Below are 25,241 nucleotides of genomic sequence, written 5' to 3'. Positions count from 1 at the left end.
GTCGTACGCCGGGGCGTCAGGCGCGCGCGTCGCGCTCCTGGGCGGCCAGGGCGCGGGCAAGGTCGGCACGCCCCTCGCTCACGTAGCGCACCGCGGCGGGGTTGACGCCGGAGCCGTCCTTGGTCGCGGCCGCCAGCCACGCGTCGACCTTCGCCAGCGTCTCCGCGGTCGGGTTGGCGCGCGGGAAGCAGAGCTCCAGCGCGAGCCGGGCCAGCCAGACCGTGCGGGTCTCGAGCAGGGTTCCGGCGATCTCGAGGTACTTGTCGACGTACGGCGCGAGCACCTCGTCCTGCCCGGCGACCTGGAAGTTCGCGCAGGTGCGGCGGGCGGTCTCGTTGGGGGTGTCGTCGGCGAGGACGCCCACCTGCCACGCGCGCGCCTTGGCCTCGGCCGTCGGGATCGCGGCACGGGCACCCGACGCCGCCTCCTGGCCGGAGATGGTCGTGTCGCGCGCCAGCTCGGCGTCGATCTCGACATCACCGATGCGACCACCCGCGGCGAGCGAGGTGATCAGGCCCCACCGGAGGTCCTGCGAGACGTCGAGGCCCTCGACCGTGTGCTCGCCGGCGAGCAGCGAGGCGACCCAGTCGAGCGCGTAGCCGGTGTTGGGCGACGCCGCGAAGGCGCGCACCAGCGCGAGCTGGTGGTCACTGCCCGGCTCGGCCTTGCTGACGAGTCCGCGCAGGCCGTTGGACCAGATCTCCTTGAGCGAGTCGCGGTTGGTGCCCGGCGCGGAGAAGAGGTCGACGGACGACTTGGCGTAGCCGAGCAGCGCACCGACCGCGGTCAGGTCGCTCTCGGTGCCGACGCCCTGCAGGACGAGCGCGACGAAGTCGGTCGCCCGCATCTCCGCGTCGCGGGTCATGTCCCACGCGGCGCCCCAGCACAGCGCCCGGGCGAGCGAGTCGTCGAGCTTGTCGATGTTGCCGACCAGCGTGGCGAGCGAGCGCTCGTCGAGGCGGATCTTGGCGTAGGTCAGGTCGTCGTCGTTGAGCAGCACCAGGTCGGGCTGCTTCTGCCCGACGAGCTCCTCCACGGACGTCGAGGCACCGGCGATGTCGGTCTCGACCTGGTGCACGCGGGTGAGCGCGCCGTCGACCACGTTGTAGAGGCCGACCCGGATCCGGTGACGACGAAGCGTCGGGTAGTCCGGGTGCGCCGCCTGCTCCACGGAGAAGCGCGTGAACTCGCCGGCGTCGGAGACGTCGAACGACGCCGAGAGCGTGTTGACGCCCGAGGTCTGCAGCCACTCCTCCGCCCAGCCGTCGAGCTGGCGCCCGGACGCCTCCTCGAGGGCTCCCAGCAGGTCGGAGAACTCGGAGTTGGAGAAGGCGTGCTTCTGGAAGTACGCCCGCAGGCCGGCCAGGAACGGCTCCTCGCCGACCCAGTGCACGAGCTGCTTCAGCGTCGAGGCGCCCTTGGCGTAGGTGATGCCGTCGAAGTTCTGCTCCACGGCCTCGAGGTCGTGGTTGTCGGCCGCGATCGGGTGCGTCGAGGGGAGCTGGTCCTGGCGGTAGGCCCAGTTCTTGCGCGCGTTGGTGAAGCCGGTCCACGCGTCGGCGTACTTCGTGGTCGCCTTGGCGGCGGCGTGGTGCGAGGCCCACTCGGCGAACGACTCGTTGAGCCAGAGGTCGTCCCACCACTTCATCGTCACGAGGTCGCCGAACCACATGTGCGCCATCTCGTGGAGGATCGTGTTGGCGCGCTGCTCGTAGAACGCCTTGGTCTGGCGCGAGCGGGGAAGGTACTCGTCGCGGAAGGTCACGCAGCCGGCGTTCTCCATCGCGCCCATGTTGTACTCCGGCACGAAGAGCTGGTCGTACTTGCCGAACGGGTAGGGGTAGGCGAAGGCCTCCTCGAAGAAGCCGAAGCCCTGCTTGGTGATCTCGATGATCTCGTCGCTGTCGAGGTGCTCGACGAGCGACTGGCGGCAGAAGACGCCGAGCGGGATCTCGCCGTGCGCGCCCCGGTAGACGTCGGAGACCTCGTGGTACTCGCCCGCGACCAGCGCGGTGATGTACGTCGACATGCGGACCGTCTCCGCGAACTCCCAACGGGCGACGCCGTCGGACACGGCGACCGGCGAGGGAGTGGGGGAGTTGGAGACGACCTTCCAGTCCGCCGGAGCGGTCACGTGGAAGGTGAAGACCGACTTGAGGTCGGGCTGCTCGAAGGTGCAGTAGACGCGACGCGCGTCGGGTACCTCGAACTGCGTGTAGAGGTAGACCCGGTCGTCGGCGGGGTCGACGAAGCGGTGCAGACCCTCGCCGCTGCGGCTGTAGGCCAGGTCAGCGCGGACCACGAGCTCGTTGTCGGCCTCGAGGCCGTCGAGCGCGATCCGCGAATCCGCGTAGACCTTCTCCGGGTCGAGTGAGCGACCGTTGAGCGTGATCTCGTGGATCTCCGCTGCGCCGACCAGGTCGGCGAAGGTCTCCGCTCCCGGCTGGGTGCAGCTGAAGCGGATGGTCGTGGTGCTGGCGAAGGTCGTCGTCGACTCGCCGCTCAGGTCGAGCTGGACGAGGTAGGACGCGACGTCGAGGAGGGCTGCGCGGGTGGCGGCCTCCTCGCGGGTGAGGTTCGTTCCGGGCATGAGCGCCATCCAACCACCCGCTCCCGCACCGTCACAGTGCGGGAGCGGATCGATAGGGAAGCGTGATCAGGCCGTGCCGGGCGCGGTCGTGGTGCCGGCCTCCGTCACCCCGCCGTGACCACCCGGTCCGGACGCGCGAGGTGGTCCGGCTGGAGCAGCTCGGTGAGCCGCTCGGGCGTGAGCAGGCCCCGCTCGAGCACCAGCTCGGCCACGCCACGGCCCGACGCGAGGGCGTCCCGGGCGATCTCGGTGGCGGCCTCGTAGCCGATCGTGGGGTTGAGGGCCGTCACCAGGCCGATCGAGTTCTCGACGTACCCGAGGGTGGTGGCGGCGTTGACCGTGATGCCGTCGACGCAGCGCTCCGCGAGCGTCAGGCAGGCGGCCTCGAGGTGGGAGATGCTCGCCGCGAGCGACTTCCAGATCAGCGGCTCGAAGGCGTTGAGCTGGAGCTGCCCGGCCTCGGCGGCCATGGTCACGGCGACGTCGTTGCCGATCACCTCGAAGGCGACCTGGTTGACCACCTCGGGGATGACGGGGTTCACCTTGCCGGGCATGATCGACGACCCGGCCTGCATCGGCGGGAGGTTGAGCTCGCCGAAGCCGGCGCGCGGGCCCGAGGAGAGCAGGCGCAGGTCGTTGCAGGTCTTCGACAGCTTGACCGCGACCCGCTTCAGCACGCCGGACAGGTGCACGAAGGCCCCGCAGTCCTGCGTCGCCTCGATCAGGTCGGCGGCGGTGACCAGCGGGAGGCCCGTGATCGTGCGCAGGTGCTCGCAGGCCGCAGCGGCGTAGCCCGCGGGGGCGTTGAGGCCGGTGCCGATCGCGGTGGCGCCGAGGTTGATCTCGTGGAGCAGCGCGGCCGACTCCTCGAGCCGGGCGCGGTCCTCGCCGAGCATCACGGCGTACGTGCGGAACTCCTGGCCGACCGTCATGGGAACGGCGTCCTGCAGCTGCGTGCGGCCCATCTTGAGGACGTCGGCGAACTCGTCGGCCTTGGCCGCGAAGGAGTCCTCGAGCACGCGCATCGCGTCGGCGAGGCCGCGCAGCGCGAGGATCGTCGCGACGTTGACCGCGGTCGGGTAGGCGTCGTTGGTCGACTGGCTGAGGTTGACGTGCTCGTTGGGGTGGATCCGGGAGTACTCACCACGGGCGTGGCCGAGGAGCTCGAGGGCGCGGTTGGCGATGACCTCGTTGGCGTTCATGTTGGTCGAGGTGCCGGCGCCGCCCTGGATCGCGTCGACGACGAACTCGCCGTGCAGCGCCCCGCCGCGGATCTCGCGGCACGCGCCGACGATGGCGTCGGTGATGTCGGCCGGGAGCAGGCCCAGGTCGTGGTTGGCCAGCGCAGCGGCCTCCTTGACCGCGGCGAGCGCGGTGACCAGGTGGGGGTAGCTGCCGATGACGACGCCGGTGATCGGGAAGTTCTCCCGGGCGCGGGCGGTGTGCACGCCCCAGTAGGCGTCGGCGGGGACGGCCTTGTCGCCGAGCAGGTCGTGCTCGATGCGGGTGGCCGGGGTCGCGGGCTCGGTGATGGTCGTGGCGGTCACGAGGGTCTTCCTTGGGTTGGTCGCGGATCGCGCGACGGGGGAGGGGTGAGCGGATTCAGCGGAGGGTGAGTGCTGCGGTGAGCGCCAGGCCGTCAGGCCCGGTGGTCGGGAAGCCGGACGCGGGCAGGTGGGGCCGGAGCGCCTCGACGTCGACACCGGCGTGCGCGAGGGCTGCCAGGGTCACGGGCAGGCGGGCCCGGTCGTTGCCGTCGGCGATCTTGAGGGCGAGCGCGGTGCCGTCGGGCAGCGCCGCGACCTGGACCGCCTCGAAGCCGTCCTTCGCCACCAGCCCCGGCACGGCGCGCATCAGCGCTGTCGTGTCGCGGCGGGTGCCGGCGACCATCTCCGGGCTGTCCCGGTACGCCGCGGCCACCGCGGCCTCGGCGGTCCCGTCCGGCGCCGCCGCCAGACGGCCCACGGCGCGGGCGAGTCCGGTGAGCGACATGGCGAAGAGCGGAGCCCCGCAGCCGTCGACGGCGACGTGGGGCGAGTCGGCGCCGGTCAGCTCGGCGACGGTCTCGGCGACCGCCTGCTGGAGCGGGTGGTCGATCGCGAGGTAGCCGCCACGGTCCCAGCCGTTGCGGAGCACCGTGCGGAGCATGGCGGCGTGCTTGCCGGAGCAGTTGTGCGCGAGCTTCGACGGGCCGCGACCTGCGGCGACCCACCGGTCACGCTCGACGGCGTCGTACGGGAGGTCGGCGGGGTTGCCGAGGTCCGCCTCGGTGAGGCCGATGCCGTGGAGCACCGACCGGGCGCCGTCGAGGTGGACCTGCTCGCCGGAGTGGCTGGCGCCGGCGAGGGCGAGCAGCGCGGGCGGCAGGTCGACGCCGAGCCGGGCGAGCGTGGCGGCCTGGAGCGGCTTGGCGGCCGAGCGCGGGTAGATCGGCGCCTCGACGTCTCCGAGGGAGAAGGTGACGTCACCGCTCGGGGAGAGGACCACGACGGAGCCGTGGTGCACGCCCTCGACCATGCCGCCGCGGCGGAGCTCGACGAGCGGGGCGTGGGCCGGGGAGCCGGCCGGCGCGGATCGCGCGCCGGCCGGCTTCACGAGGGCTTCCTGCATCACTCGACCTCGTCGAGGACCGCGGTGTTGATGTTGCCGCGGACCGCGTACCAGCCGGCGACCAGCGCTGCGATCAGCAGCGGGATCGCGAGGAGGGTGATCCGGCCGACCTCGTCACCGGCCATCAGCGCGGCGACGGTGACGAGGAAGACGAGCGTCGCGATCTCGGTGAAGGGCGAGAACGGGAGCCGGAAGGAGGGGCGCTCGACCTCGCCGCGCTTCGCCGCACGGACGAAGAGCAGGTGGCAGACCACGATGATGCCCCAGGTGGCGAGGATGCCGATCGAGGCCAGGTTGAGCACGATCTCGAAGGCCTGCGACGGCACGAGGAAGTTGAGGAAGACACCGCCGACGCAGACGGAGGCGGTGAGCAGGATGCCGCCGTACGGGACATGGCTGCTGTTCATCCGGCCGGCGAAGCGCGGGGCGGAGCCGGCGGCGGAGAGCGAGCGGAGGATGCGCCCGGTGGAGTAGAGGCCGGAGTTGAGGCTGGAGAGCGCGGCGGTGAGGACGACGAGGTTCATCACGTCGCCGGCAGCCGGCACGCCGATGTTGGAGAGCACGGTGACGAAGGGGCTCTCGCCGGCCTTGTACGCCGACCACGGGAGCAGCATCGTCAGCAGGACGACGGAGCCGACGTAGAAGATGCCGATGCGCCACATGATCGAGTTGATCGCCTTGGGCAGGACCTCGTGCGGGTTCTCCGCCTCGCCGGCCGCGACACCGACCAGCTCGACCGAGGCGTAGGCGAAGACGACGCCCTGCATGAGCACGACCATCGGCAGCACGCCGTGGGGGAAGATGCCGCCGTCGCTGGTGAGCAGGTGCGGGCCGGCGTGGGTGTCGCCGACCTGGTGGCCGGTGACGATGAGGAAGATCGCGATCGCCATGAAGGCGACGAGGGTGGCGACCTTGACCAGCGCGAACCAGAACTCCATCTCGCCGAAGACGCGGACCGAGAGCAGGTTCAGCGAGAGGACGACGGCCAGCGCGATCAGCGCGAGGACCCACTGCGGCACCGGGGCGAAGAACGACCAGTAGTGGGCGTAGAGCGCGATCGCGGTGATGTCGGCGATGCCGGTGGTCGACCAGTTGAGGAAGTACATCCAGCCGGTCGTGTAGGCCCCCTTCTCGCCCATGAACTCACGGGCGTAGGAGACGAACGCACCCGAGGAGGGGCGGTAGAGGACGAGCTCGCCGAGCGCGCGGACGACGAAGAAGGCGAAGAGGCCGCACACGGCGTACGCGATGGCGAGGGAGGGGCCTGCCTGCGCAAGCCGGCCGCCGGCGCCGAGGAAGAGCCCCGTGCCGATGGCGCCGCCGATCGCGATCATCCGGATGTGGCGGGCCTTGAGCGCCTTGTTGTAGCCCTCGTCGCTGTGGTCGACAGCGTGATGGGGGTGCGGGGCGGGCGCTGTGTTGAGCGTCTGCTCGGTCATGCGCGGTTCTCCTTGTCGGGCGCGGTGGCGCCGGTGGGGGTGGTGCGGCCGACGATGTGCTCGAGGGCCTCGTCGACGTGGTCGAGGTGGGAGCACATCGCGAGCTCGGCCTGGTCGGCGGAGCCCGCGGCGATCGCCTCGACGATGCGACGGTGCTCGACGTTGGACGCCTCGCGGCGGTCGTCGAGCTGGTTGACGAACGCGGACTGGACGGCAAGGGCGTCGCGGATCTCCTCGATGACCTTGCCGAAGACGGGGTTGCCCGAGGCGCGGGCCACGGTGATGTGGAAGAGCGAGTCGAGCGAGACCCAGAAGGCGTCGTCGGTCTCGGCGTCCATCCGGTCGAGGAGAGCGGTGAGCCCCGCGATGTCCTCGGCCGTGTGGCGCGTGGCGGCGTAACCGGCGGCGGGGACCTCGACGTGGCGGCGTACCTCGAGGAGGTGCTGGGCGGAGTAGGCGCCGAACGTCGGGCTGTCGGCGGCCTGGTCGGAGACGACGTACGTGCCCTTGCCGGTGCGGGACTGGGTGAGGCCGAGTGCCTGGAGGCCGCGCAGGGCCTCGCGCACCACGGAACGGCTGATGCCGAACTCCTGGCAGAGCGTGGCCTCGGAGGGGAGCCGGTCGCCGACGGCGAAGCGGCCCGACTCGATGCTCGAGCGGAGCTCGGCGAGGAGCGCCTCCATGGCACTGACCCGGCGAAGCGGCTGATGTCCGGCTGTCTGCCTGTCTGACAGGTTCATGCAGACGAGCGTGACGTGGGACACGTCCCGGTGTCAAGACCTGACGCTCCACCAATTCGCCGCCGCCCCGATACTGGGCCGCGTGAAGCTAGCCGCGAGCGACCGTCACGTCGTCCCCCTCCGCGAGGCCACCAAGGCCTGGGGGCTCGTCGCCCTGCAGACCTTCGGCGGCCCCGCCGGCCAGATCGCGGTGATGCAGCGGACGCTCGTCGACGAGCGCCGCTGGCTGGGGGAGCGGCGCTTCCTCCACGCCCTGTCCTACTGCATGCTCCTGCCCGGTCCGGAGGCCCAGCAGCTGGCGATCTACACGGGCTGGCTGCTCAACGGCTGGCTCGGCGGCCTGATCGCCGGCGTCCTCTTCGTGCTCCCCGGCGTCGTCGCCCTGCTCGCCCTCTCCTGGACGTACGCCGCCCAGGGCGACACCACGCTCGTCGCCGGCGTCTTCGCGGGGCTGGCGCCGGCGGTGCTGGCGATCGTCGTCCAGGCTGTCCTGCGGGTGGGCGGGCGTGCGCTCTCCACCCGCTTCACGGTCGGCATCGCGGTGGCTGCCTTCGTTGCGCTGGCGGCCTTCGCCGTCCCGTTCCCGGTCGTGGTGCTCGGTGCGGGAGTCGTCGGCTGGCTCGCGCACGCTCGCAACCCGGGGCTCGTCGTCGCGAAGGCCCACGCCGACGCAGACGGCGGGCCGACCCCGCTGATTGCCGACGACGCGCTCCACCACGCCCGCCCGTCGTGGCGTCGCAACCTGGCGATCCTGCTGGGCGGGGCGCTGCTCTGGGCGGCGCCGGTCGCGCTCGTGGCGGCGGTCTTCGGGCGCCACTCGATCTTCGTCGACCAGGGCCTCTTCTTCGGCGGCACCGCCCTGGTCACCTTCGGCGGCGCCTACGCCGTGCTCGCCTTCGTCGCGCAGAAGGCGGTCGAGTCCTACGGCTGGCTCAGCGGCGGCGACATGGTCAAGGGGCTCGCGCTCGCCGAGACCACGCCGGGCCCCCTGATCATGGTCGTGCAGTTCGTCGCGTTCCTCGGCGCCTGGCACGCACCCGGCTCGCTCCAGCCGTGGCAGGCCGCGCTCGTGGCCTCGCTGCTGACCACCTGGGTCACCTTCGTGCCGTGCTTCGTCTTCATCTTCCTCGGCGCCCCGTACGTCGAGCGCCTTCGCGGCAACCGCTCGCTCTCGGCCGCGCTGGCCGGCATCACGGCCGCGGTGGTGGGCGTGATCGCCAACCTGGCGGTCTACTTCGCGCTGCACACGCTCTTCACCCGGACGCACCTGCTCGAGGCCGGTCCCGTGCACCTGCTCGCGCCGGTCTGGTCGTCGTTCGCGTGGCAGCCGGCGGCGATCGCGGTCGCGGCCTTCGCGCTGGTCTTCGGGCTGAAGTGGTCGGTCCTGCGCACCCTCGGCGTCTGTGCGCTGCTCGGCCTGGCCTGGCAGTTGCTGTAGGCAACCAGTCCCGTGCTTTGCTGGGGCGCGTGACCGACGCTGCTGACTTCTGGTTCGACCCGCTCTGCCCGTTCGCCTGGGTGACCTCCCGCTGGATCCTCGAGGTCGAGAAGGTCCGCGACATCGAGGTGCGCTGGCACGTGATGAGCCTCGCCTACCTCAACCAGGACCGCGACATCGACGACGACTACCGCGCGATGCTGGCGCCCGCGTGGGGCCCAGTGAGGGTCTGCGTCGCCGCCGCCGAGCGCCACGGTGACGAGGTCCTCCTGCCGCTCTACACCGCCCTCGGCACCCGGATCCACCACGAGGGCCGCAAGCTGCACCAGCAGGACGACGCAGGCCGGGCGCTCATCGCCGAGGCGCTCGCGGAGGCCGGGCTCGACCCCCGCCTGGTCGACGCGATGGACGACGCCTCCCTCGACAGCGCCGTCGCGAAGTCGCACCGCGAGGGCATGGACCAGGTCGGCGACGACGTCGGCACCCCGACGATCGCGTTCAACGGCACGGCGTTCTTCGGGCCCGTGATCACCCGGATCCCGCGCGGCGAGCAGGCCGGCGCCCTGTGGGACGCCTCGGTCACGCTCGCCTCGTTCCCGTCCTTCTTCGAGCTGAAGCGGAGCCGCACGGAGGACCCGCAGTTCGACTGAGTCGTCCAGGTCGGAGTGGCGGCCGCGACTGATGTGACGCAAGATGTTGAAGGTGCGTGCACGTCTCGGAACCCTGCTGCCCCCTGTCCTCGCCCTCGGCCTCGCGTCGACGGCCGTCCTCGGCGTACGTCTCGACGACGCCGGGAGCATCACGTCGGCGCCGCCGGACGTCGCCCGCGCGGTGCCTGCCGTGGCCCGTGCAGCCCCCGGTGTGCGAGGCATCCAGACGCCCATCACCGCCGACCTGCGCGAGCACGGCGGCGCGACGGGGGTGCTGCGCCCCGGCCGCTTCAGCCAGGTCGCGGTCACGTGGCACGGCACGGCCCCGGCCGTGCGGGTCAGCACCCACACGGCCGGTGCCTGGACGCCCTGGCGCACGATCGAGACGCTCGACGACCTCGACCTGAACGAGGGCGACGGGACCCGCGGCACGGACCTCCTCCCCGTCGGCACCTCCGACGCCGTGAGGGTGCGGGTCTCCGGCGGCCACGCCCGTGAGCTGAAGGTCGTCACGATCGATCCCGGCCCCAACCGCGTCGCGGACGCCACCGACCCGATCGCCCTCGCGGCCGGCACACCGACCGACGGAGCCTCGCCGGTCGCGACGAGCGCCTCGGCCACGCCGGCGTCGATCGCCGACCCGCTGCCGTCGCCGCCGGCGTACACCCCGCCGAGCCACTACGCGCCGCAGCCCTACCTCTACTCCCGGGCGGACTGGGGCGCCGACGAGACGCTGCGCAAGAACCCGCCGGAGTACAACCAGGTGATGATGCAGATCCACGTGCACCACACCGCCTCGACCAACAGCTACACGCGGGCGGACGTGCCGCGGCTGATCCGGGGCATGTACTGGTACCACACGCAGTCGCTGGGCTGGAACGACATCGGCTACAACTACCTGATCGACCGCTTCGGCCGGCTCTGGAAGGGCCGCTACGGGCAGGGCCGCAACGCCCCCGTGCGCGGGGCGCACACCCTCGGCTTCAACTACGAGTCCGTCGGCGTCTCCATGATCGGCAACTTCGAGACGGCCAACCCCAGCACGTACGCCGTCTCGATGCTGGTGAAGTTCGCTGCCTGGAAGGCCGACTACTGGCGGATGAAGCCGACCGGCTACCGGCTCGTGACCTCCGAGGGCAGCGACAAGTACGCCGCCGGCACGCAGGTGCGGCTCCCGGTCATCGACGGTCACCGCAACACCAACGACACCGCCTGCCCGGGCCGGTACCTCTACGCGAAGCTCCCGGACATCCGCAAGCGCGTGCAGACGCGCGTCGACAACTACTGAGGTCGTGACCGGGCGCGGTGACCCAGCGGGGTGACCGGCGCCCGTGACCTCGGCGTACGGCGCGGTGGCCCGGCACTAGGATCGGGCCCATGAGCAACGCCCCCTCGCGCAAGGTCCTCAGCGCGGTCGCCTGGCCGTACGCCAACGGTCCCCGCCACATCGGCCACGTGGCCGGTTTCGGCGTACCGTCCGACGTCTTCAGCCGCTACATGCGCATGGCGGGCCACGACGTGCTCATGGTCTCGGGCTCCGACGAGCACGGCACGCCGATCCTGATCGCGGCCGACGAGGCGGGCGTCTCCGCGCAGGAGCTCGTCGACCAGAACCACCGCAAGATCGTCGAGGACCTCGTGTCGCTCGGCGTCTCCTACGACCTCTACACGCGCACCACCACGCGCAACCACGAGGCGACGGTCCAGGAGCTCTTCCTCGGCGTCTACGCCAACGGCTACTTCGTCGAGCAGACGACGTACGGCGCGATCTCGCCGTCGACGGGCCGCACGCTGCCCGACCGCTACATCGAGGGCACCTGTCCCAACTGCGGCGCCGACGGCGCGCGCGGCGACCAGTGCGACAACTGCGGCAAGCAGCTCGACCCGCAGGACCTCAAGAACCCGCGCTCGAAGATCAACGGCGAGGTGCCGGAGTTCATCGAGACGCAGCACTTCTTCCTCGACCTGCCGGCGCTCGCCGACGCGCTGGGGGAGTGGCTCGACCAGCGTGAGGCCTCCGGCCTGTGGCGCCCCAACGTCATCAAGTTCTCCAAGAACATCCTCGACGAGATCCGCCCGCGCGCGATGACGCGCGACATCGACTGGGGCATCACCGTCCCGCTCGACGGGTGGCGCGAGAACCCCACCAAGAAGCTCTACGTGTGGTTCGACGCGGTCATCGGCTACCTGTCGGCGTCGATCGAGTGGGCCCGCCGCTCGGGCAACCCCGAGGCGTGGCGCGACTGGTGGAACGACCCCGAGGCGCTGTCCTACTACTTCATGGGCAAGGACAACATCACCTTCCACAGCCAGATCTGGCCGGGTGAGCTCCTCGCCTACAACGGCAAGGGCTCGAAGGGCGGCACCGTGCACGCCCTCGGCGAGCTCAACCTGCCCACCGAGGTCGTGTCCTCGGAGTTCCTCACGATGGAGGGCAAGAAGTTCTCCTCGTCGAAGAAGATCGTCATCTACGTGCGCGACCTGCTCGCGCGCTACCAGGTCGACGCGTTCCGCTACTTCGTCGCCTCCGCCGGCCCCGAGTCGCAGGACAGCGACTTCACCTGGGCGGAGTTCGTCCGGCGTACGAACGACGAGCTGGTCGCGGGCTGGGGCAACCTGGTCAACCGCACCGCCAACCTGATCGCGAAGAACTACGGCGAGCTGCCGGCTGCGTCGGCTCTCGAGCCGGTGGACGAGGCCGTGCTGGCAGCGGTGGAGGGCGCGTTCGACACCGTCGGCTCGCTGATCGGCGCCCACCGCCAGAAGGCCGCCATCGGTGAGGCGATGCGCGTCGTCGGCGACGTCAACAAGTACGTCTCCGACCTCGAGCCCTGGAAGCTCAAGGGCGAGGAGAACGCCGACCGCCTCGCGACCGTCCTGCACGTGATGGCCCAGTGCGTGGTCGACCTCAACGTGATCCTGTCGCCGTTCATGCCGCACTCGTCCAACGCGATCGACGCGATCATGGGCGGCGCCGGCGACGTGCAGCCGATGCCCGCGATCGTCGAGGCCGACGACCTGGACGGCGGTGCGGGCTACCCGATCATCACCGGCGACTACACCTCCGCCCGTGCGTGGGGCCGTCGCCCGATCGTGCCCGGCACCCCCGTCGAGAAGCCGGCGCCGGTCTTCGTGAAGCTCGACCCCGCCGTCGTCGACGAGGAGCTCGAGCGCCTCGACGGTTGAGGCCCGGTTCGCGCGTTCGTGGCGCGTGAAGTCGCCGGTCCTGTCGGCGCTCTTCGGGCTCGTCCTCGTTCTCAGCCTGAGTGATCGGGACTGGCGCGCGGCGACGCTTGCCGTGCTGCTGATCACCTGTCAGCTGCCAGCGCAGAGGCGTGGCGAGCCGGTGTGGTCCCGCGCTCTCCGGATCGGTGTCGCCGTCGGGGCAGCCGCGCTCGTCGTCTCGTGGCTCGTGTCGGTGCCCTGACGAACCGGTGGACTTTTCGTCAGCATGTGACGAAAAGTCCTCCCGTTGTTGCGAGCTGCGACGGCGTGCGCCTGACGCCACAAGACGGTAACTCTGGGTCAGCATCTGGCACGGAGTCTCCGCGTTTCTGCGGGCGTCGGCGGCGAGGTGGTGACGGAGCCGGGGCACAGCCCGAGCGTTGAGCTTTCGCCCTCCGCCGCGCCCAGGGCGACCACGCAGGGCGCCGCGGGCGAAAGCGAACCAGGGAGGGCTGCGCCGCGGCGCAGCCACCAGGCCACCCCCACCCAGCACCACCTAGGCTCCCCGCGTGGACCTCAGCCTGCTCGACCTCGGCACCCGCAAGTTCTGGCGTGCGGTGGGCCGGCCTATCGACCTCGACGGCGAGCACGCGTGGCTCCGGGCGCCGACGAGCGACCACGCGCGCGTGCGGGACGGCTGGCTCGCGGCCGAGGCGGCGGCGTACGGCGGCGAGGTCCGCGACGACGTCCCGGGTGCCGGGCTGATCGCCGACATGGCGGAGCTCGACGGTCCCGGGTTCGCCGCCGCTGAGCTCCGTCCGGAGATCCGCGACTTCTACGAGAACACCTCGGACTGGCGGATGGAGGTCTGGGTGGCGTGGAGCCCGGTCTTCTGGCCGGCGGGCGAGCTGGTGTCGCGCGCGTTCGGCAAGCGGCTCGACCAGCTGGCGCTCCCGACGCGGCAGCTCGACGTCGCGCAGGGCATGGACAGCCGGGTCGCGGTGATCACGGACGGTGACGGGAACCAGCGCGGGGCCGGATGGCTGCGGACGTTGCGGTCAACGGGCGACTACGTCTTCAGCGGCTGCTATTCGGTGCGCGCGCTCCCGGGCGCGGACCGGGCGGGCGTGCACGTCGCGTTCCCGCTCGAGGCGGGCAACGTGCAGGTCTTCCTGCGGCCCGACCATGGCGACGACGGTTCGCTCTGGCTCCGCTCACCGGGGGAGCGCTTCGGCGGCAACGGTGCGTACGTCGTCGCCCAGGACCGCGGTCGCACCTTCGCGTCGCGCGCGCCGATCCACGAGACGTTCCACCTGTACGTCGACGACGAGGGCGTCCTGCGGACCGACCACACGCTGAAGCTGTGGTCAGCGCCGGCGGTGCGACTGCACTACCGGCTCGAGCGGCGGACCTGACGAAGCGCGAACCGGGTCCTTCGGCCCGGCGTCGGCATGCGCTCCGGCCCTGTGCCGTCGGGCGCGGTGACGGTGTAGTTGAGCCATGACCACACCGTGGCTCCGCTGGACTGCAGCCGTGACGGCTGCGGAGGCGGCCGGATTTCTCGTCCCGGCCGTCGTCGGCGCCACGACCACGCACGCCGCGCCTGCGGCGGGGTGGGGAGGGCTCCTGCTTGCAGGCGCGGTCGAGGGTGCGTTCCTGGGTGCTGCCCAGGCGTGGGTCCTCGGCCGGCTCGTCCCTGGCCTCGACCGACGGCGATGGGTGCGGTTCACGTCGGCGGCCGCGGTTGCGGCGTACGCGCTGGCCGGGGTCGCGGTGTGGTCGATGACGTGGGGGACGCGGTGGGCCGGGGTGGCTGTCGCAGCGGTGGCGGGCGCTCTGCTGCTGCTCAGCCTCGGCGGCGCTCAGGTGGTGGAGCTGCGCCGCCACGTCCCCCACGCCGGAAGGTGGGTGCTCTGGACCGCGGGTGCGTGGCTGCTGGCGCTCGGTGCCTTCCTCGGCATCGCGACGCCGCTGTGGCACGAGGGCCAGCCCGTCGCCCTGACGGTCGCCTACGGTGCGTTGGCCGGTGTGGTGATGGCGTTCGTGCAGGCGGCGGTGACCGGTTGGGGCCTGGTCCGGCTGCTCCCGGCCCCACCCCGGCCCGGCGCGGCGGTGGCGCGACACCTTCAGGTCGTACGCCGCGCGTCCTGAGTCTCGAGCTCCCGCAGCACGCGGAGCACCGGCGGCGTCTGGGCCAGTGTGTTGACCACGACGCTGCCGACGAGCAGCGCGGCCGCCCAACCGTGCTCGCCCACGGACCAGAGCGCCACGCTGGCGAGTCCGAAGACGATGACCTTCGCGACCGGACGCACCAGACCGCCGCCGTACCTCGCCTTCGGTGAGGCGAGGAAGAACCACGTGAGCATCGCCCCGAGAGGCGCGAGCACGGCGAGGAGCCAGCGGAGGTCGCCGCCGACCTGCCAGCCCCACACGCCGAACGCCGCCATCGCGGCGAGCTCGTCGAGGAAGACCAGGGCCAGCACGGTCAGGGCGAAGGCGCGCATGGTGGTGTCGGCTCAGAGCCGCGCGAGCGCGGCCTTGAGCGGGTCGAGCCCGAGCGACCCGAGGTCGAGCGCCGCGGTGTGGAACGCCTTCAGGTCGAACGCCGCACCAGCCCGCGTCGCAGCCTGCTCCCGCGCCTCGAGCCAGATCCGCTCACCCACCTTGTACGACGGGGCCTGGCCGGGCCAGCCGAGGTAGCGGTTGACCTCGCGCCGGATCGAGCCGTCGTCCATGCGCGAGTGGGCCCGCATGAACTCGAGCACGAGGTCCGCCGTCCACGTCTCGCCGACCCGCCAGTCCCAGGGGTTCGGGGGCACCGTCAGGCCGAGGTGGACGCCGATGTCGACGACCACGCGCGCGGCACGGAAGCCCTGCATGTCGAGGAAGCCCAGGCGATCCCCGGCGTCGGCGAAGAAGCCGAGCTCGTCCATCAGCCGCTCCGAGTAGAGCGCCCAGCCCTCGCCGTGCCCGCTCACCCAGCACATCAGCCGCTGCCAGCGGTTGAGCAGGTCGGCCCGCAGGACCGCCTGCGCGCACTGCAGGTGGTGGCCGGGCACGCCCTCGTGGAAGACGGTCGTCGTCTCCCGCCAGGTGGAGAAGACCTTGTGGTCGTCGGTGAAGGAGAACCACATGGTCCCCGGCCGGGAGAGGTCCTCCGAGGGCGGGGTGTACCAGGCGCCGCCGTCGTTGACCGGGGCGACGCGGCACTCCAGGCGGCGGATCGCCGGGTCGATGTCGAAGTGCACGCCGTCGAACTCGCGCACGATCCGGTCGGACTTCTCCTGCATCCACGCCGCGAACGCCTCGCGCGAGCCGAGGTCGCGCTCCGGGTCCGCGTCCAGCGCGGCGACGGCGTCGGCCACCGAGCCGCCCGGCACGATCCGGCGCGCGGTCTCGGCCATGTCGGCCTCGATCCGCGCCAGCTCCTCCCAGCCCCACGCGTACGTCGCCTCCAGGTCGACCGCTGCTCCGAGGAACTGCCGCGACGCCAGCGCGTAGTGCTCGCGCCCCACCCCGTCGCCCTCGCGACCGCGCGGCGCCATCTCGTTCTCGAGGAACCTCCCGAACTCCGCGTACGCCGACGCTGCGGCCGCCGCGGCCCCGTCCAGGTCGGCACGCAGCGCATCCGGAGCAGGCGCGACGAGGTTGGCGAAGAAGCCGTTGCGCACCCAGCCGGCGACCTGCGCGGCGTGCTCGGCGTACTGCCGGCGTGCGACGACCCGGCCCTGGCCGGCCTCCTCGAGCAGCGTGGCGCGGTAGTCGGCGAGGGCCTGCGGGATCGCCACGAGGCGGGAGGCGATGTTCTCCCAGTCGTCGGCGGTCTCGGTCGGCATCAGGTCGAACGACTCGCGGATCGCGTTGGACCAGCCGCTGATCACCGACAGCTCGGAGCGGGCCAGGCCCGCGTCGATGATCTCGAGCTCGAGCCCGGTGCGCTCGAGGAATGCGTCCTTGGCGACCTGCTCGCGCTCGTCCGTCGGGGTGGCGGCCTCCACGGCGGCGTAGGCCGTCCGCGCGAGTGCCTCGCGGGCGGCGTGGCCGTCGGGGGAGAGGTCGGGGAGCTCGTGGTCGTGACCGGCGATGCCCATCGCGGTGGCACTGAGCGGGTCGAGCGCCGCCACGTCGTCGACGTAGGCATCGGTCAGCTGGTCAATCGGTCGCGTCATGGCCCGAACCTAAGCCATGTGCCAAAGCCAAGGAAGTGGGTTAGGCGTGGAACCGGGCGGCCTCGTCCAGTGCTGCGCGGTCGGTCCGGAAGGCGTTGACCGGAGCGTCGCGATCGGGGACGCCGAACGAGACGCCGAAGACCACCAGCCGGTCCTCGCCCAGCCCGAACCACTCGCGGAAGAAGGCACCGTAGGAGGCGAGCGCAGCCTGCGGCGTCGCGCCGAGGCCGAGCGCCTCGGCGCCGAGCAGGAAGGACTGCAGCCACAGGCCGGCGTCGACCGCGCCGTAGGGACCGAGGGCGGCGGGGGTGTGGACGATCGCGACGTGCGGGGCGCCGAAGAACTCGAAGTTCCGCAGCATCTGCACGAAGCGGGCGTCCTTGTCCTCGCGCGCGATCCCCACGGCGTCGTACAGCTGGAAGCCGCACGCGCGGCGACGGTCGCCGTAGACGTCGGGGTAGTCCGCGGGCCAGGCCAGGTCGGGCGACTGCGGCGCCGACAGGACGTGTGCGAGCAGCGCCTCGCGGAGCTCGGCGAGGGCGGCTCCCGACACGACCTCGACCTGCCAGGGCTGGGTGTTGCACCACGAGGCGGAGCGCTGCGCGGCGGCCAGCAGCCTCCCGACGGTCTCCTCCGGCACCGGTGCCTCGGTGTAGGCACGACAGGTCCAGCGGGACTCGAGCAGGGACGAGAGCGTCGCGAAGGCGTCAGTCACGCGCCGATCGTGACACGCGACCGGCTAGCGTCGCCCCATGACCGCCGAGATGTACCTCCCGCAGTTCCTCCTCAAGCAGAAGCTCACCCTGATGGTGAACCGCTACGAGATCTACACGCTCGGCCCCGACGGCAAGCCCGCCGAGCTGATGGCGTTCGCGGAGCAGAAGCGGATGGCCTTCAAGGAGCAGGTCACCTTCTACACCGACGCCTCGAAGACGCGGCCGGTCTTCGGCTTCAAGGCGCGCAAGGTCATGGACCTCGGCTCGGGCTACGACATCACCGATGAGGCCGGCCAGCCGATCGGCTTCTTCCGCAAGGACTTCGGCGCCAGCCTCCTGCGCTCGACGTTCCACCTCGAGGGGCCCGGCTACACCGGCACCGGCCAGGAGCGCTCGATGTTCGTCGCACTGCTGCGCCGCTTCACCGACGTGCCGTTCCTGCCGATCCACTTCGACTTCACGAACGCCGAGGGCGCGCCGATGCTGTCGAGCACGCGGCGGGCGAGCGTCGGCGACCGCTACACCGTGACGGTGCCCGACCAGCGCGTCGACTTCCGGGTCGCGGCGGCGGTCGCCGTCGCGCTGGACGCACTCATGGCGCGCTGATGGGGCTGCTCGGGCGCCTCCTGGGCGGCGGCGACAGCGGCGACGCACACGGTCACGGCGAGCACCACCTCGTCGTCGTGCGGATCCCCGCCGATCCCGGCAACCCCTTCGGTGCGGTCGCGTGGTCCGGTCCCGTCACCGCCTGGCTCGAGCAGACCGGCCTCGGTGAGCTGCTCGGGGCCGCCGCGGGCGCCGCGCACCACAAGGGGCCGGGCGGCGAGCCGTTCATCCAGCTCGACCTCTCCCTCCACGACGCCGGTGCGAAGACGCTGGGCAGGCTGGTCGCCGAGCTCGAGCGGCTCGGGGCCCCCGAGGGCTCGCGACTGCGCACCGAGCACGGTGAGCCTGTGCCGTTCGGCACCGCCTGAGACCACCCGGGCCCGGGGTCGGCGCAGCCCCGCGCGTACGGAAGAATGGGGGCCATGCGCGTTCACCTCGGCAGCGACCACGCCGGCCTCGAGCTCAAGGACCACCTGATGAACTGGCTGGTCGACAACGGCTACGAGCCGGTCGACCACGGCCCCTTCGTCTACGACGCCCTCGACGACTACCCGGTCTTCTGCCTGCGGGCGGCCGAGGCGGTCGCCGCGGAGCGTGCCGACGGCCAGGACAGCCTCGGCATCGTCATCGGCGGCTCCGGCAACGGTGAGCAGATGGCCGCCAACAAGGTCATCGGCATCCGCGCCGCCCTCGTTTGGAACGACGCCACCGCGCAGCTCGCCCGCGAGCACAACGACGCCAACGTCATCTCCCTCGGCGGCCGCCAGCACACCCTCGACGAGATGACCCGCTTCATCGGCATCTTCCTCGCCGAGCCGTTCCCGGGCGACGAGCGCCACGTGCGCCGCATCGCGATGCTGAGCGACTACGAGGTGACCCGTGAGCTCCCGCCGCTCCCCGAGAGCGCCCTCCAGGGTTCCGCCGACGCCTGATGCCCGAGGGCCACACCCTCCGACGCCTCGCGCTCGACCTCACCGCTGCCTTCGGCGGTGAGGTCGTCGCCGTCTCCAGCCCGCAGGGCCGGTTCGCCGCCGACGCCGCGGAACTGGACCGCACGGAGCTGCTCGGCGCCGACTCGGCGGGCAAGCACCTCTTCATCGAGTTCGCGGGGGAGCGGTTCGTCCACATCCACCTCGGGCTGATCGGCAAGCTCGACGTACGCCGCGGCCCGGCGCCGCCGCCCGTCGGGCAGGTCAGGCTCCGGCTGGCCACCCCCACGGCGTACGCCGACCTGCGCGGTGCCACGCGCTGCGACCTGGTCGACGCCTCCCGCAAGGCCGCCGTGGTGGCGCAGCTCGGCCCCGACCCGCTGCGTCCTGACGCCGACCCTGACAAGGCCTGGGCCCGCATCCGTCTCAGCGAGCGGTCGATCGGCGACCTGCTGATGGACCAGGCGGTGCTCGCCGGCGTCGGCAACGTCTACCGCGCGGAGGTCCTCTTCCGACACCGCATCGACCCGCAGCGGCCCGGCCGCAGCCTCCGCAGGTCGCAGTGGCAGGCCATGTGGGACGACCTCGTGGAGCTGATGGCCGAGGGTGTCCGCAACAACCGGATCGACACCGTCCGCCCCGAGCACACACCGGAGGCGATGGGCCGCCCGCCGCGCGTCGACGACCACGGCGGCGAGGTCTACGTCTACCGCCGGGCCAACCAGCCGTGCCTCGTCTGCGGCACGACGGTGCGCACCCAGGACCTCAAGGGACGCAATCTCTTCTGGTGTCCCCATTGCCAGCCGAAGTACCGCTCCCGCGCCGTACTGTGATCCCACCTACCAGCCCGTGACCCCGAGGACCCCGTGGCCACCGCCCACCGCATGACCAGCCTGTCCGGCTTCCGGCGACGCCAGGAGTCGATCCGGCTGCTGCTCTGCGCGGCGTTCGCCCTGCTGTGCGCGGCTGCGGTGACGGGCTGGCCGGCCCAGGTCAGCGTCTCGGTCTTCGCGCTGCCGCTCTTCGTCGCGAGCTACCTGCTCGGCCCGCGTCGCCTGCCCTGGTACGTCGTGGGCCTGCTCGGCGTCGAGCTGGTCGTGATCGCCAGCCTCGGCGACGTCGACGCGCGCATGGGCGTGAGCACGGCGGTGCTCTTCGCCCTGGCACTGATGGTGCTGCTGACGTCGTTCCGCCGCTCGCAGCTCGGCGTCACCGGCCTGCGCGGGGAGTCGATGCTCGTCGACCTGCGCGACCGGATCCTCTCGCAGGGCATGCTCCCTGCCCTTCCGTCGGAGTGGTACGCCGAGACCGCGCTGCGGTCGGCGGGCGGCACGCCGTTCGCGGGTGACTTCGTCGTGGCCTCGCGCCCGGGCAACGGCCGCCGGCTCGAGCTCGTCGTCGTCGACGTCTCGGGCAAGGGCGAGGACGCGGGCACCCGGTCGCTGCTGCTCTCCGGTGCCTTCAGCGGCCTGCTCAACGCGCTGCCGCCGGGCGAGTTCCTGCCCGCGGCCAACGACTACCTGATCCGGCAGAACTGGGACGAGGGCTTCGCGACCGCGATCCATCTCTCGCTCGACCTGGTCAGCGGTGACTTCGCGCTGCGGGCCGCCGGCCACCCGCCCGCGGTCCAGCGCTGCGCGGGCTCCGGGCGCTGGACCGTGCACCCGTCCGAGGGTGGCACCGTGCTCGGCGTCCTCGAGGACGCCGACTTCCCGGCGGTGACCGGCCGGCTCCGCAAGGGCGATGCGCTGCTCCTCTACACCGACGGCCTCGTCGAGAACCGCAACCGCGACATCGCGATGGGCATCGACCGGCTCCAGGGCCAGGGTGAGCGCCTGCTCCGCAACGGCATCGACGACGGCGCGCGCCGGCTGATCGACAAGCTCGGCTCGCGCAACGACGACCGCGCACTGCTGCTGGTCCACCGCCGCTGACCTGATTCGGACCGTTGTGGGCGGTGTGGCACGATGACACCCGCACATCCGGGCCCTCATGCAGGTCCCGGAAACGCGCGGATGTAGCTCAATGGTAGAGCCCCAGTCTTCCAAACTGGCCACGCGGGTTCGATTCCCGTCATCCGCTCCAAGGGCCCGTGAAGGGCCACTTGGCGGGGCGTAGCGTAGTGGCTAGCGCGCCTGCTTTGGGAGCAGGAGATCGCAGGTTCGAGTCCTGTCGCCCCGACAGCCCCACAGCACCAAATGCACGACACACAGACTCCCTGCATCAATCCCCAACACCGAGGAGAAACACGGTGAAGAGCGCCGTCGAGACCCTGAACCCGACCCGGGTCAAGCTGACCGTCGAGGTCCCCTTCGAGGAGCTCAAGCCGAGCCTCGACGCGGCGTACAAGAAGGTTGCCGCGCAGGTCAACATCCCCGGTTTCCGCAAGGGCAAGGTCCCCGCGGCCGTCCTGGACCGCCAGGGCTACCGCGGCTTCGCCCTGGACGAGGCCGTCAACGAGGTGCTTCCGCGCGCCTATGGCGAGGCCCTCCAGGAGAACAACCTCGAGCCGCTCGGCCAGCCCGAGATCGAGGTGACCAAGTTCGAGGACAACGCCGCTCTCGAGTTCACCGCCGAGGTCGACGTCAAGCCCGAGATCAAGCTCCCGGCATACGACGGCCTCGAGGCCGAGGTCGAGGACATCACCCTCTCCGACGAGGACGTCGAGGAGCAGATCGGCGCCCTGCGCGAGCGCTTCGGCACCCTGAAGGACGTCGAGCGCGCTGCCGCCGACGGTGACTTCGTGACGATCGACCTGGTCGCCAAGAAGGACGACGAGGTCGTCGAGGGCGCCGAGGTCTCCGGCATGTCCTACAAGGTCGGCCGTGGCGGCATGCTCGACGGTCTCGACGAGGCCCTGGTCGGCATGGCCGCGGGCGACGAGAAGACCTTCGAGTCCGAGCTGGTCGGCGGCGAGCTGGTCGGCGAGCCGGTCCACGTCACCGTCAAGGTCACCGGCGTGCAGGAGCAGGAGCTCCCGGCGTTCGACGACGAGTTCGCCCAGCTGGCGTCGGAGTTCGACACCGCCGACGAGCTGCGTGAGGACGTCCGCACCCGCCTGGGCAACGGCAGGCGCCTCGAGCAGGCCGCCGCCGCGCGTGACGCCGTCCTCGAGAAGCTCCTCGAGCAGGTCGAGATCGCGCTCCCCGAGTCGATCGTCACCGACGAGCTCAACGCCCGCCGCCAGCAGGTCGAGCAGCAGCTCATGTTCGCCGGCCTCTCCATGGAGAAGTACCTCGAGGAGGAGGGCCAGACCCAGGAGGAGTTCGAGGCCGAGCTCGAGCGCCGCGTGCGTGACGCGATCGCCGCCCAGTTCATCCTCGACGAGGTCGTCAAGGCCGAGGAGTTCGGCGTCGAGCAGCAGGAGCTCACCAACCACGTCCTGATGCGCGCGCAGCAGCAGGGCCAGGACCCGCAGAAGGCCTTCGAGCACCTGCAGGAGCACCCGCACCACATCCAGGAGTACGTCCAGGAGATCCTCCGCGGCAAGGCGCTCGCCTCGATCGTCGAGGGTGCCACCGTCAAGGACGCCTCCGGCAACGTCGTGGAGCTGAAGAACCTCCGCCCCGACGGCACCATCGGCGAGCCCGCCGAGGAGCCGGCCGCCGAGACTGCCGAGGAGGAGCAGGCGGACGCCTGATCCCCGCATCGCTCGCGCGCCGTTCCCGCCTGTCGGGAGCGGCGCGCGGCGCATTTGGGCCCCGCCCGGCCTGCTGTAACGCGGTGTCCCCGTGGCTCCTGCGCCTCTGCGAGGGCGCAGAAGCCACGAGAACACCGCGTTACAGCGGCTGTTCGCGGCGTGATCCCCGACGCAGTCCCCGCGTGACACGGCCCGCAAGCGGTGCGGGGGAGGCCCCGGCGGTGGGAGACTTGCCGGGTGAACGCGTCGCCCCTCGTCCCCCTCGGTGACGACGAGTACGCCGTGACGCTGCCGCCGGGCCAGCACCGGGGCCACCCCGACGCTCCCGATCCGATCCGCGCCGCCCAGCAGACCGCGCAGCAGCTCACCGAGGGCCTCGCCGGCCGCGTGCAGTTCGGCATCGGCCTGATCCGTGGCGCCGCAGGGCTCGGCCTCCGCCTGGTCGCCCTGGGTCGTCGTCCGCTCGCCCTCGCCGCCGGCCCGCTCGGCCGCCAGCAGGTGCTCGAGCGCGACAAGCTGGTCCGCCCGCCCGTCGCCGTCCGCTTCCTCGACGAGGACCTCGAGCTCGAGCGCGACGAGCTCGCCGTGGCGTACGGCGCCGAGGTCGACCCGATCGAGGCCGGCGACCACCTGGTCGTCTTCGTGCCGCAGCCGGGGGAGGACGAGCGCTCGTGGCGGCGTTCGGTCGAGGAGATCGGCGGCACCTACGCCTCGCGCCTGGCCGGCCTGCTCGGCTGGACCCCGGTCCAGCTCCGCGTCGACGACACCGTCGGCATCGGCAACGCCGCCGTCGAGCTCAGCGGCGTGCTGCAGGAGCTCGTCGAGGCCTGGCCCACCGCCGTACGCCGCATCGCGATCGTCGCCCACGGCACCGGCGGCCTGGTCGCCCGAGGCGCGCTCGGCGTGCGCGCGCCGGGGGAGCGGCCCTGGGCCGACCTGGTCACCGAGCTCGTCGCGCTCGGCACCCCGCACCTGCAGGCCGCACCGCAGCGCTTCGCGCGCGAGGCCGGCAAGCGGCTCGAGGAGCGCCTGGCCGGCATCCTCGCCGCCGACGAGGAGATCGTCGACGTGCCGCCGCACCGCGGCGTGCGCTACCTGCTCGTCACCGACCGCGCGATGGGCATGCCCAACCCGGCTGGCGCCGTCCTCGGCGGCATGCTCTGGTGGCGCCAGCGCGCGATGCGCCAGGTCCGCCGCGCCCGTGATCTCTTCCCGACGGCCGAGCGGCACGAGGTCACGATCGGGGCCCAGTCGCTGGCCAACCACCCCGAGGTCCACCGCGGCCTGATGGACTGGCTGCGCTGACGGAGTCGGGCGACGCGATGGGGGAGTACTTCACCATGGGTGAGGAGTTCGCGCCTGCGTCGCGTGCGTCGCGCAACCACGAGGACAGGGTCGAGGGACCGGGGTGGTCTGCCGAGCGCACCGCTGACGGCTTCGTCCTCGAGTGGGACGCCGGGCAGCTGATGTCGGCGTACGTCTCGAGCGCCATCTCGGAGGCCGACTTCATGGCGCTGCGTCGCGACCCGGCACTCTTCGCGGCGGTCCGGGTGCGGCACGAGCCCGAGTCGAAGGCGCGCCTGTGCGAGGCGATCCGGGCCTACCTTCACTGGCGCCGGTCCCTCGATCCGCAGGAGGACGAGGCCGCCGTTCGCGCGCTGGCCCCGGAGGACCGCTCTGCCGATGAGCTCGTCGCGGCCGTGCACCAGGCGATCGCGGACTCCGAGCAGCACGCCTTCACCATCGAGGAGCTCAAGCAGGACGGCGGGGGCGACCGCTTCAAGGCTGCACTCGCCGCACGGCGTCCGGACCTCGATGACGAGGCGGTCCGCGCGCTCGGCTCCCGCATCTTCCACAACCTCTTCCGCTGACCACCGACCCGGAGGCCCCATGGACCGCGACGACCTTCGCCAGATCGCGCGGGAGTACGGCGACGAGCCGGTCGTCTTCCTCGACGAGGAAGGGATCCGCGAGAACGCCCTGGTGCTCGGCCCCGAGGGCGCGGGATGGCGCGTCTGGTGGACCGACGAGCGTGCCGGACGCTGGGGCGAGGGCTGGGTCGTGGACTCGGAGCAGGCCGCGCTCGAGTGCGCCCGCGACCGGGTGCTGCAGCACGCCCGGACCACGCAACTCATGGCGAGGGCCCGGCGGCGTCGCGCACTGCCGTCCGCCGAGCCGGCACTGGCGGAGGTGAAGGCAACGGTCGCCGAGCTGCGTGCCTTCATGCTCCGGTACGACGTGGAGCGCCTGCGGTACGGCGTGACGACCCTGACCGGGATCCTCGAGTCCGCTGAGCCGCCGGTCGACGTCCTCCTCGCAGCGCGCGAGGCGCACGACGAGATGGAGGCCTTCCCGCCGCGTGACGGCTGGAGTGAGGCTCACGTGGTCGACGGGACCGGAGGTGTCGGCCGGGGCGCCAGCACCGAGCTCGAGGAGATGAAGCGGCGGCTCAGGCAGGCCCTCGAGGCCTGGACGCTCGAGGAGCCGGGCGACGGCCCCGGCAGGAAGCCGCTGCGCTGACCGTGTGACGCAGTTCCAGTGGACAAGCG

24 protein-coding genes and 2 tRNA genes are annotated in these 25,241 nt (G+C 71.8%); 18 read left to right on the top strand and 8 right to left on the bottom strand.

Annotated features, from left to right (window positions below; all coding sequences use genetic code 11):
• Positions 1 to 16: 16 nt before the first annotated feature.
• From pepN to IEX47_RS07075, 5 genes are all read right to left on the bottom strand, one after another.
• The gene (pepN, locus tag IEX47_RS07095; protein WP_188783280.1) at positions 17 to 2,590 is read right to left on the bottom strand and encodes an aminopeptidase N; all 2,574 of its coding nucleotides are present in this window, start codon (positions 2,588 to 2,590) and stop codon (positions 17 to 19) included.
• 104 nt (positions 2,591 to 2,694) lie between these two features.
• A complete protein-coding gene (aspA, locus tag IEX47_RS07090; protein ID WP_229662694.1) occupies positions 2,695 to 4,137 on the bottom strand; it encodes an aspartate ammonia-lyase in 1,443 nt (480 codons plus the stop codon).
• A 55-nt stretch (positions 4,138 to 4,192) separates the two neighbouring features.
• The gene (locus IEX47_RS07085) at positions 4,193 to 5,200 is read right to left on the bottom strand and encodes an asparaginase (RefSeq protein ID WP_188783279.1); all 1,008 of its coding nucleotides are present in this window, start codon (positions 5,198 to 5,200) and stop codon (positions 4,193 to 4,195) included.
• A complete protein-coding gene (locus IEX47_RS07080) occupies positions 5,200 to 6,639 on the bottom strand; it encodes an amino acid permease (RefSeq protein WP_188783278.1) in 1,440 nt (479 codons plus the stop codon). The genes IEX47_RS07085 and IEX47_RS07080 overlap by 1 nt, the downstream gene beginning before the upstream one ends.
• Complete coding sequence (locus IEX47_RS07075; protein ID WP_188783277.1) at positions 6,636 to 7,322, bottom strand: FadR/GntR family transcriptional regulator; 687 nt, start codon at positions 7,320 to 7,322, stop codon at positions 6,636 to 6,638. The genes IEX47_RS07080 and IEX47_RS07075 overlap by 4 nt, the downstream gene beginning before the upstream one ends.
• Positions 7,323 to 7,461: 139 nt before the next feature.
• On the opposite strand from IEX47_RS07075, the gene chrA reads away from it, so the two are divergent.
• The 7 genes from chrA (at position 7,462) to IEX47_RS07040 (ending at position 14,783) form a co-directional block, all read left to right on the top strand.
• Positions 7,462 to 8,817 (top strand): chromate efflux transporter, encoded by a 1,356-nt coding sequence (gene chrA / locus IEX47_RS07070; RefSeq protein ID WP_229662693.1) that lies wholly within the window; start codon positions 7,462 to 7,464, stop codon positions 8,815 to 8,817.
• A 29-nt stretch (positions 8,818 to 8,846) separates the two neighbouring features.
• Positions 8,847 to 9,467, top strand: coding sequence for a DsbA family protein (locus IEX47_RS07065; RefSeq protein ID WP_229662692.1), 621 nt, complete (start codon positions 8,847 to 8,849; stop codon positions 9,465 to 9,467).
• A gap of 52 nt (positions 9,468 to 9,519) precedes the next feature.
• The gene (locus tag IEX47_RS07060) at positions 9,520 to 10,755 is read left to right on the top strand and encodes an N-acetylmuramoyl-L-alanine amidase (protein WP_188783274.1); all 1,236 of its coding nucleotides are present in this window, start codon (positions 9,520 to 9,522) and stop codon (positions 10,753 to 10,755) included.
• Between the two features lie 89 nt (positions 10,756 to 10,844).
• Entirely contained in the window at positions 10,845 to 12,653 is a 1,809-nt protein-coding gene (metG, locus tag IEX47_RS07055; protein ID WP_188783273.1) for a methionine--tRNA ligase, read from the top strand.
• 25 nt (positions 12,654 to 12,678) lie between these two features.
• A complete protein-coding gene (locus IEX47_RS07050) occupies positions 12,679 to 12,894 on the top strand; it encodes a hypothetical protein (protein WP_188783272.1) in 216 nt (71 codons plus the stop codon).
• A gap of 307 nt (positions 12,895 to 13,201) precedes the next feature.
• On the top strand, positions 13,202 to 14,047 hold the full coding sequence (locus IEX47_RS07045) for a hypothetical protein (RefSeq protein WP_188783271.1): 846 nt from the start codon (positions 13,202 to 13,204) through the stop codon (positions 14,045 to 14,047).
• 85 nt (positions 14,048 to 14,132) lie between these two features.
• The gene (locus IEX47_RS07040) at positions 14,133 to 14,783 is read left to right on the top strand and encodes a hypothetical protein (protein WP_188783270.1); all 651 of its coding nucleotides are present in this window, start codon (positions 14,133 to 14,135) and stop codon (positions 14,781 to 14,783) included.
• Here the strand turns inward: IEX47_RS07040 and IEX47_RS07035 are convergent.
• Genes IEX47_RS07035 through IEX47_RS07025 form a run of 3 tightly spaced genes read right to left on the bottom strand, consistent with a single transcriptional unit; the run spans position 14,759 to position 17,516 of the window.
• Positions 14,759 to 15,136, bottom strand: a complete 378-nt coding sequence (locus IEX47_RS07035; RefSeq protein ID WP_188783269.1) for a YrdB family protein — start codon at positions 15,134 to 15,136, stop codon at positions 14,759 to 14,761. The genes IEX47_RS07040 and IEX47_RS07035 overlap by 25 nt on opposite strands.
• 12 nt (positions 15,137 to 15,148) lie before the next feature.
• Positions 15,149 to 16,801, bottom strand: a complete 1,653-nt coding sequence (locus IEX47_RS07030; protein WP_188783268.1) for a DUF885 domain-containing protein — start codon at positions 16,799 to 16,801, stop codon at positions 15,149 to 15,151.
• A gap of 40 nt (positions 16,802 to 16,841) precedes the next feature.
• Positions 16,842 to 17,516 carry a nitroreductase gene (locus IEX47_RS07025; protein WP_188783267.1) on the bottom strand — a complete coding sequence of 225 codons (675 nt, stop codon included), beginning with the start codon at positions 17,514 to 17,516 and terminating at the stop codon, positions 16,842 to 16,844.
• A gap of 37 nt (positions 17,517 to 17,553) precedes the next feature.
• On the opposite strand from IEX47_RS07025, the gene IEX47_RS07020 reads away from it, so the two are divergent.
• The 11 genes from IEX47_RS07020 (at position 17,554) to IEX47_RS06970 (ending at position 25,212) form a co-directional block, all read left to right on the top strand.
• A complete protein-coding gene (locus IEX47_RS07020) occupies positions 17,554 to 18,123 on the top strand; it encodes an LURP-one-related family protein (RefSeq protein ID WP_188783266.1) in 570 nt (189 codons plus the stop codon).
• Positions 18,123 to 18,491: a hypothetical protein gene (locus IEX47_RS07015; protein WP_188783265.1), complete on the top strand. Its 369-nt coding sequence runs from the start codon at positions 18,123 to 18,125 to the stop codon at positions 18,489 to 18,491. Before IEX47_RS07020 ends, IEX47_RS07015 begins: the two co-directional genes overlap by 1 nt.
• 54 nt (positions 18,492 to 18,545) lie before the next feature.
• Positions 18,546 to 19,055 carry a ribose-5-phosphate isomerase gene (locus IEX47_RS07010; RefSeq protein ID WP_107700354.1) on the top strand — a complete coding sequence of 170 codons (510 nt, stop codon included), beginning with the start codon at positions 18,546 to 18,548 and terminating at the stop codon, positions 19,053 to 19,055.
• A complete protein-coding gene (locus IEX47_RS07005; protein WP_188783264.1) occupies positions 19,055 to 19,885 on the top strand; it encodes an Fpg/Nei family DNA glycosylase in 831 nt (276 codons plus the stop codon). The genes IEX47_RS07010 and IEX47_RS07005 overlap by 1 nt, the downstream gene beginning before the upstream one ends.
• Positions 19,886 to 19,936: 51 nt before the next feature.
• Complete coding sequence (locus IEX47_RS07000) at positions 19,937 to 20,986, top strand: PP2C family protein-serine/threonine phosphatase (protein WP_188783263.1); 1,050 nt, start codon at positions 19,937 to 19,939, stop codon at positions 20,984 to 20,986.
• Positions 20,987 to 21,063: 77 nt separating this feature from the next.
• Positions 21,064 to 21,137 (top strand) — tRNA-Gly (locus IEX47_RS06995).
• A gap of 23 nt (positions 21,138 to 21,160) precedes the next feature.
• Positions 21,161 to 21,233: transfer RNA gene (locus tag IEX47_RS06990), tRNA-Pro, on the top strand.
• Positions 21,234 to 21,303: 70 nt separating this feature from the next.
• The gene (tig, locus tag IEX47_RS06985; protein WP_188783262.1) at positions 21,304 to 22,692 is read left to right on the top strand and encodes a trigger factor; all 1,389 of its coding nucleotides are present in this window, start codon (positions 21,304 to 21,306) and stop codon (positions 22,690 to 22,692) included.
• Positions 22,693 to 22,929: 237 nt separating this feature from the next.
• Complete coding sequence (locus IEX47_RS06980; RefSeq protein ID WP_188783261.1) at positions 22,930 to 23,997, top strand: esterase/lipase family protein; 1,068 nt, start codon at positions 22,930 to 22,932, stop codon at positions 23,995 to 23,997.
• 17 nt (positions 23,998 to 24,014) lie between these two features.
• The gene (locus tag IEX47_RS06975; protein WP_188783260.1) at positions 24,015 to 24,563 is read left to right on the top strand and encodes a hypothetical protein; all 549 of its coding nucleotides are present in this window, start codon (positions 24,015 to 24,017) and stop codon (positions 24,561 to 24,563) included.
• A 19-nt stretch (positions 24,564 to 24,582) separates the two neighbouring features.
• Entirely contained in the window at positions 24,583 to 25,212 is a 630-nt protein-coding gene (locus IEX47_RS06970) for a hypothetical protein (RefSeq protein ID WP_188783259.1), read from the top strand.
• Positions 25,213 to 25,241 lie beyond the last annotated feature (29 nt).

This window comes from Nocardioides phosphati (genome assembly GCF_014646375.1).
Taxonomy (GTDB): Bacteria; Actinomycetota; Actinomycetes; order Propionibacteriales; family Nocardioidaceae; genus Nocardioides; species Nocardioides phosphati.
Note: the sequence above shows the minus strand (reverse complement) of the source record. Positions and strands in the feature narration are given on the sequence as shown.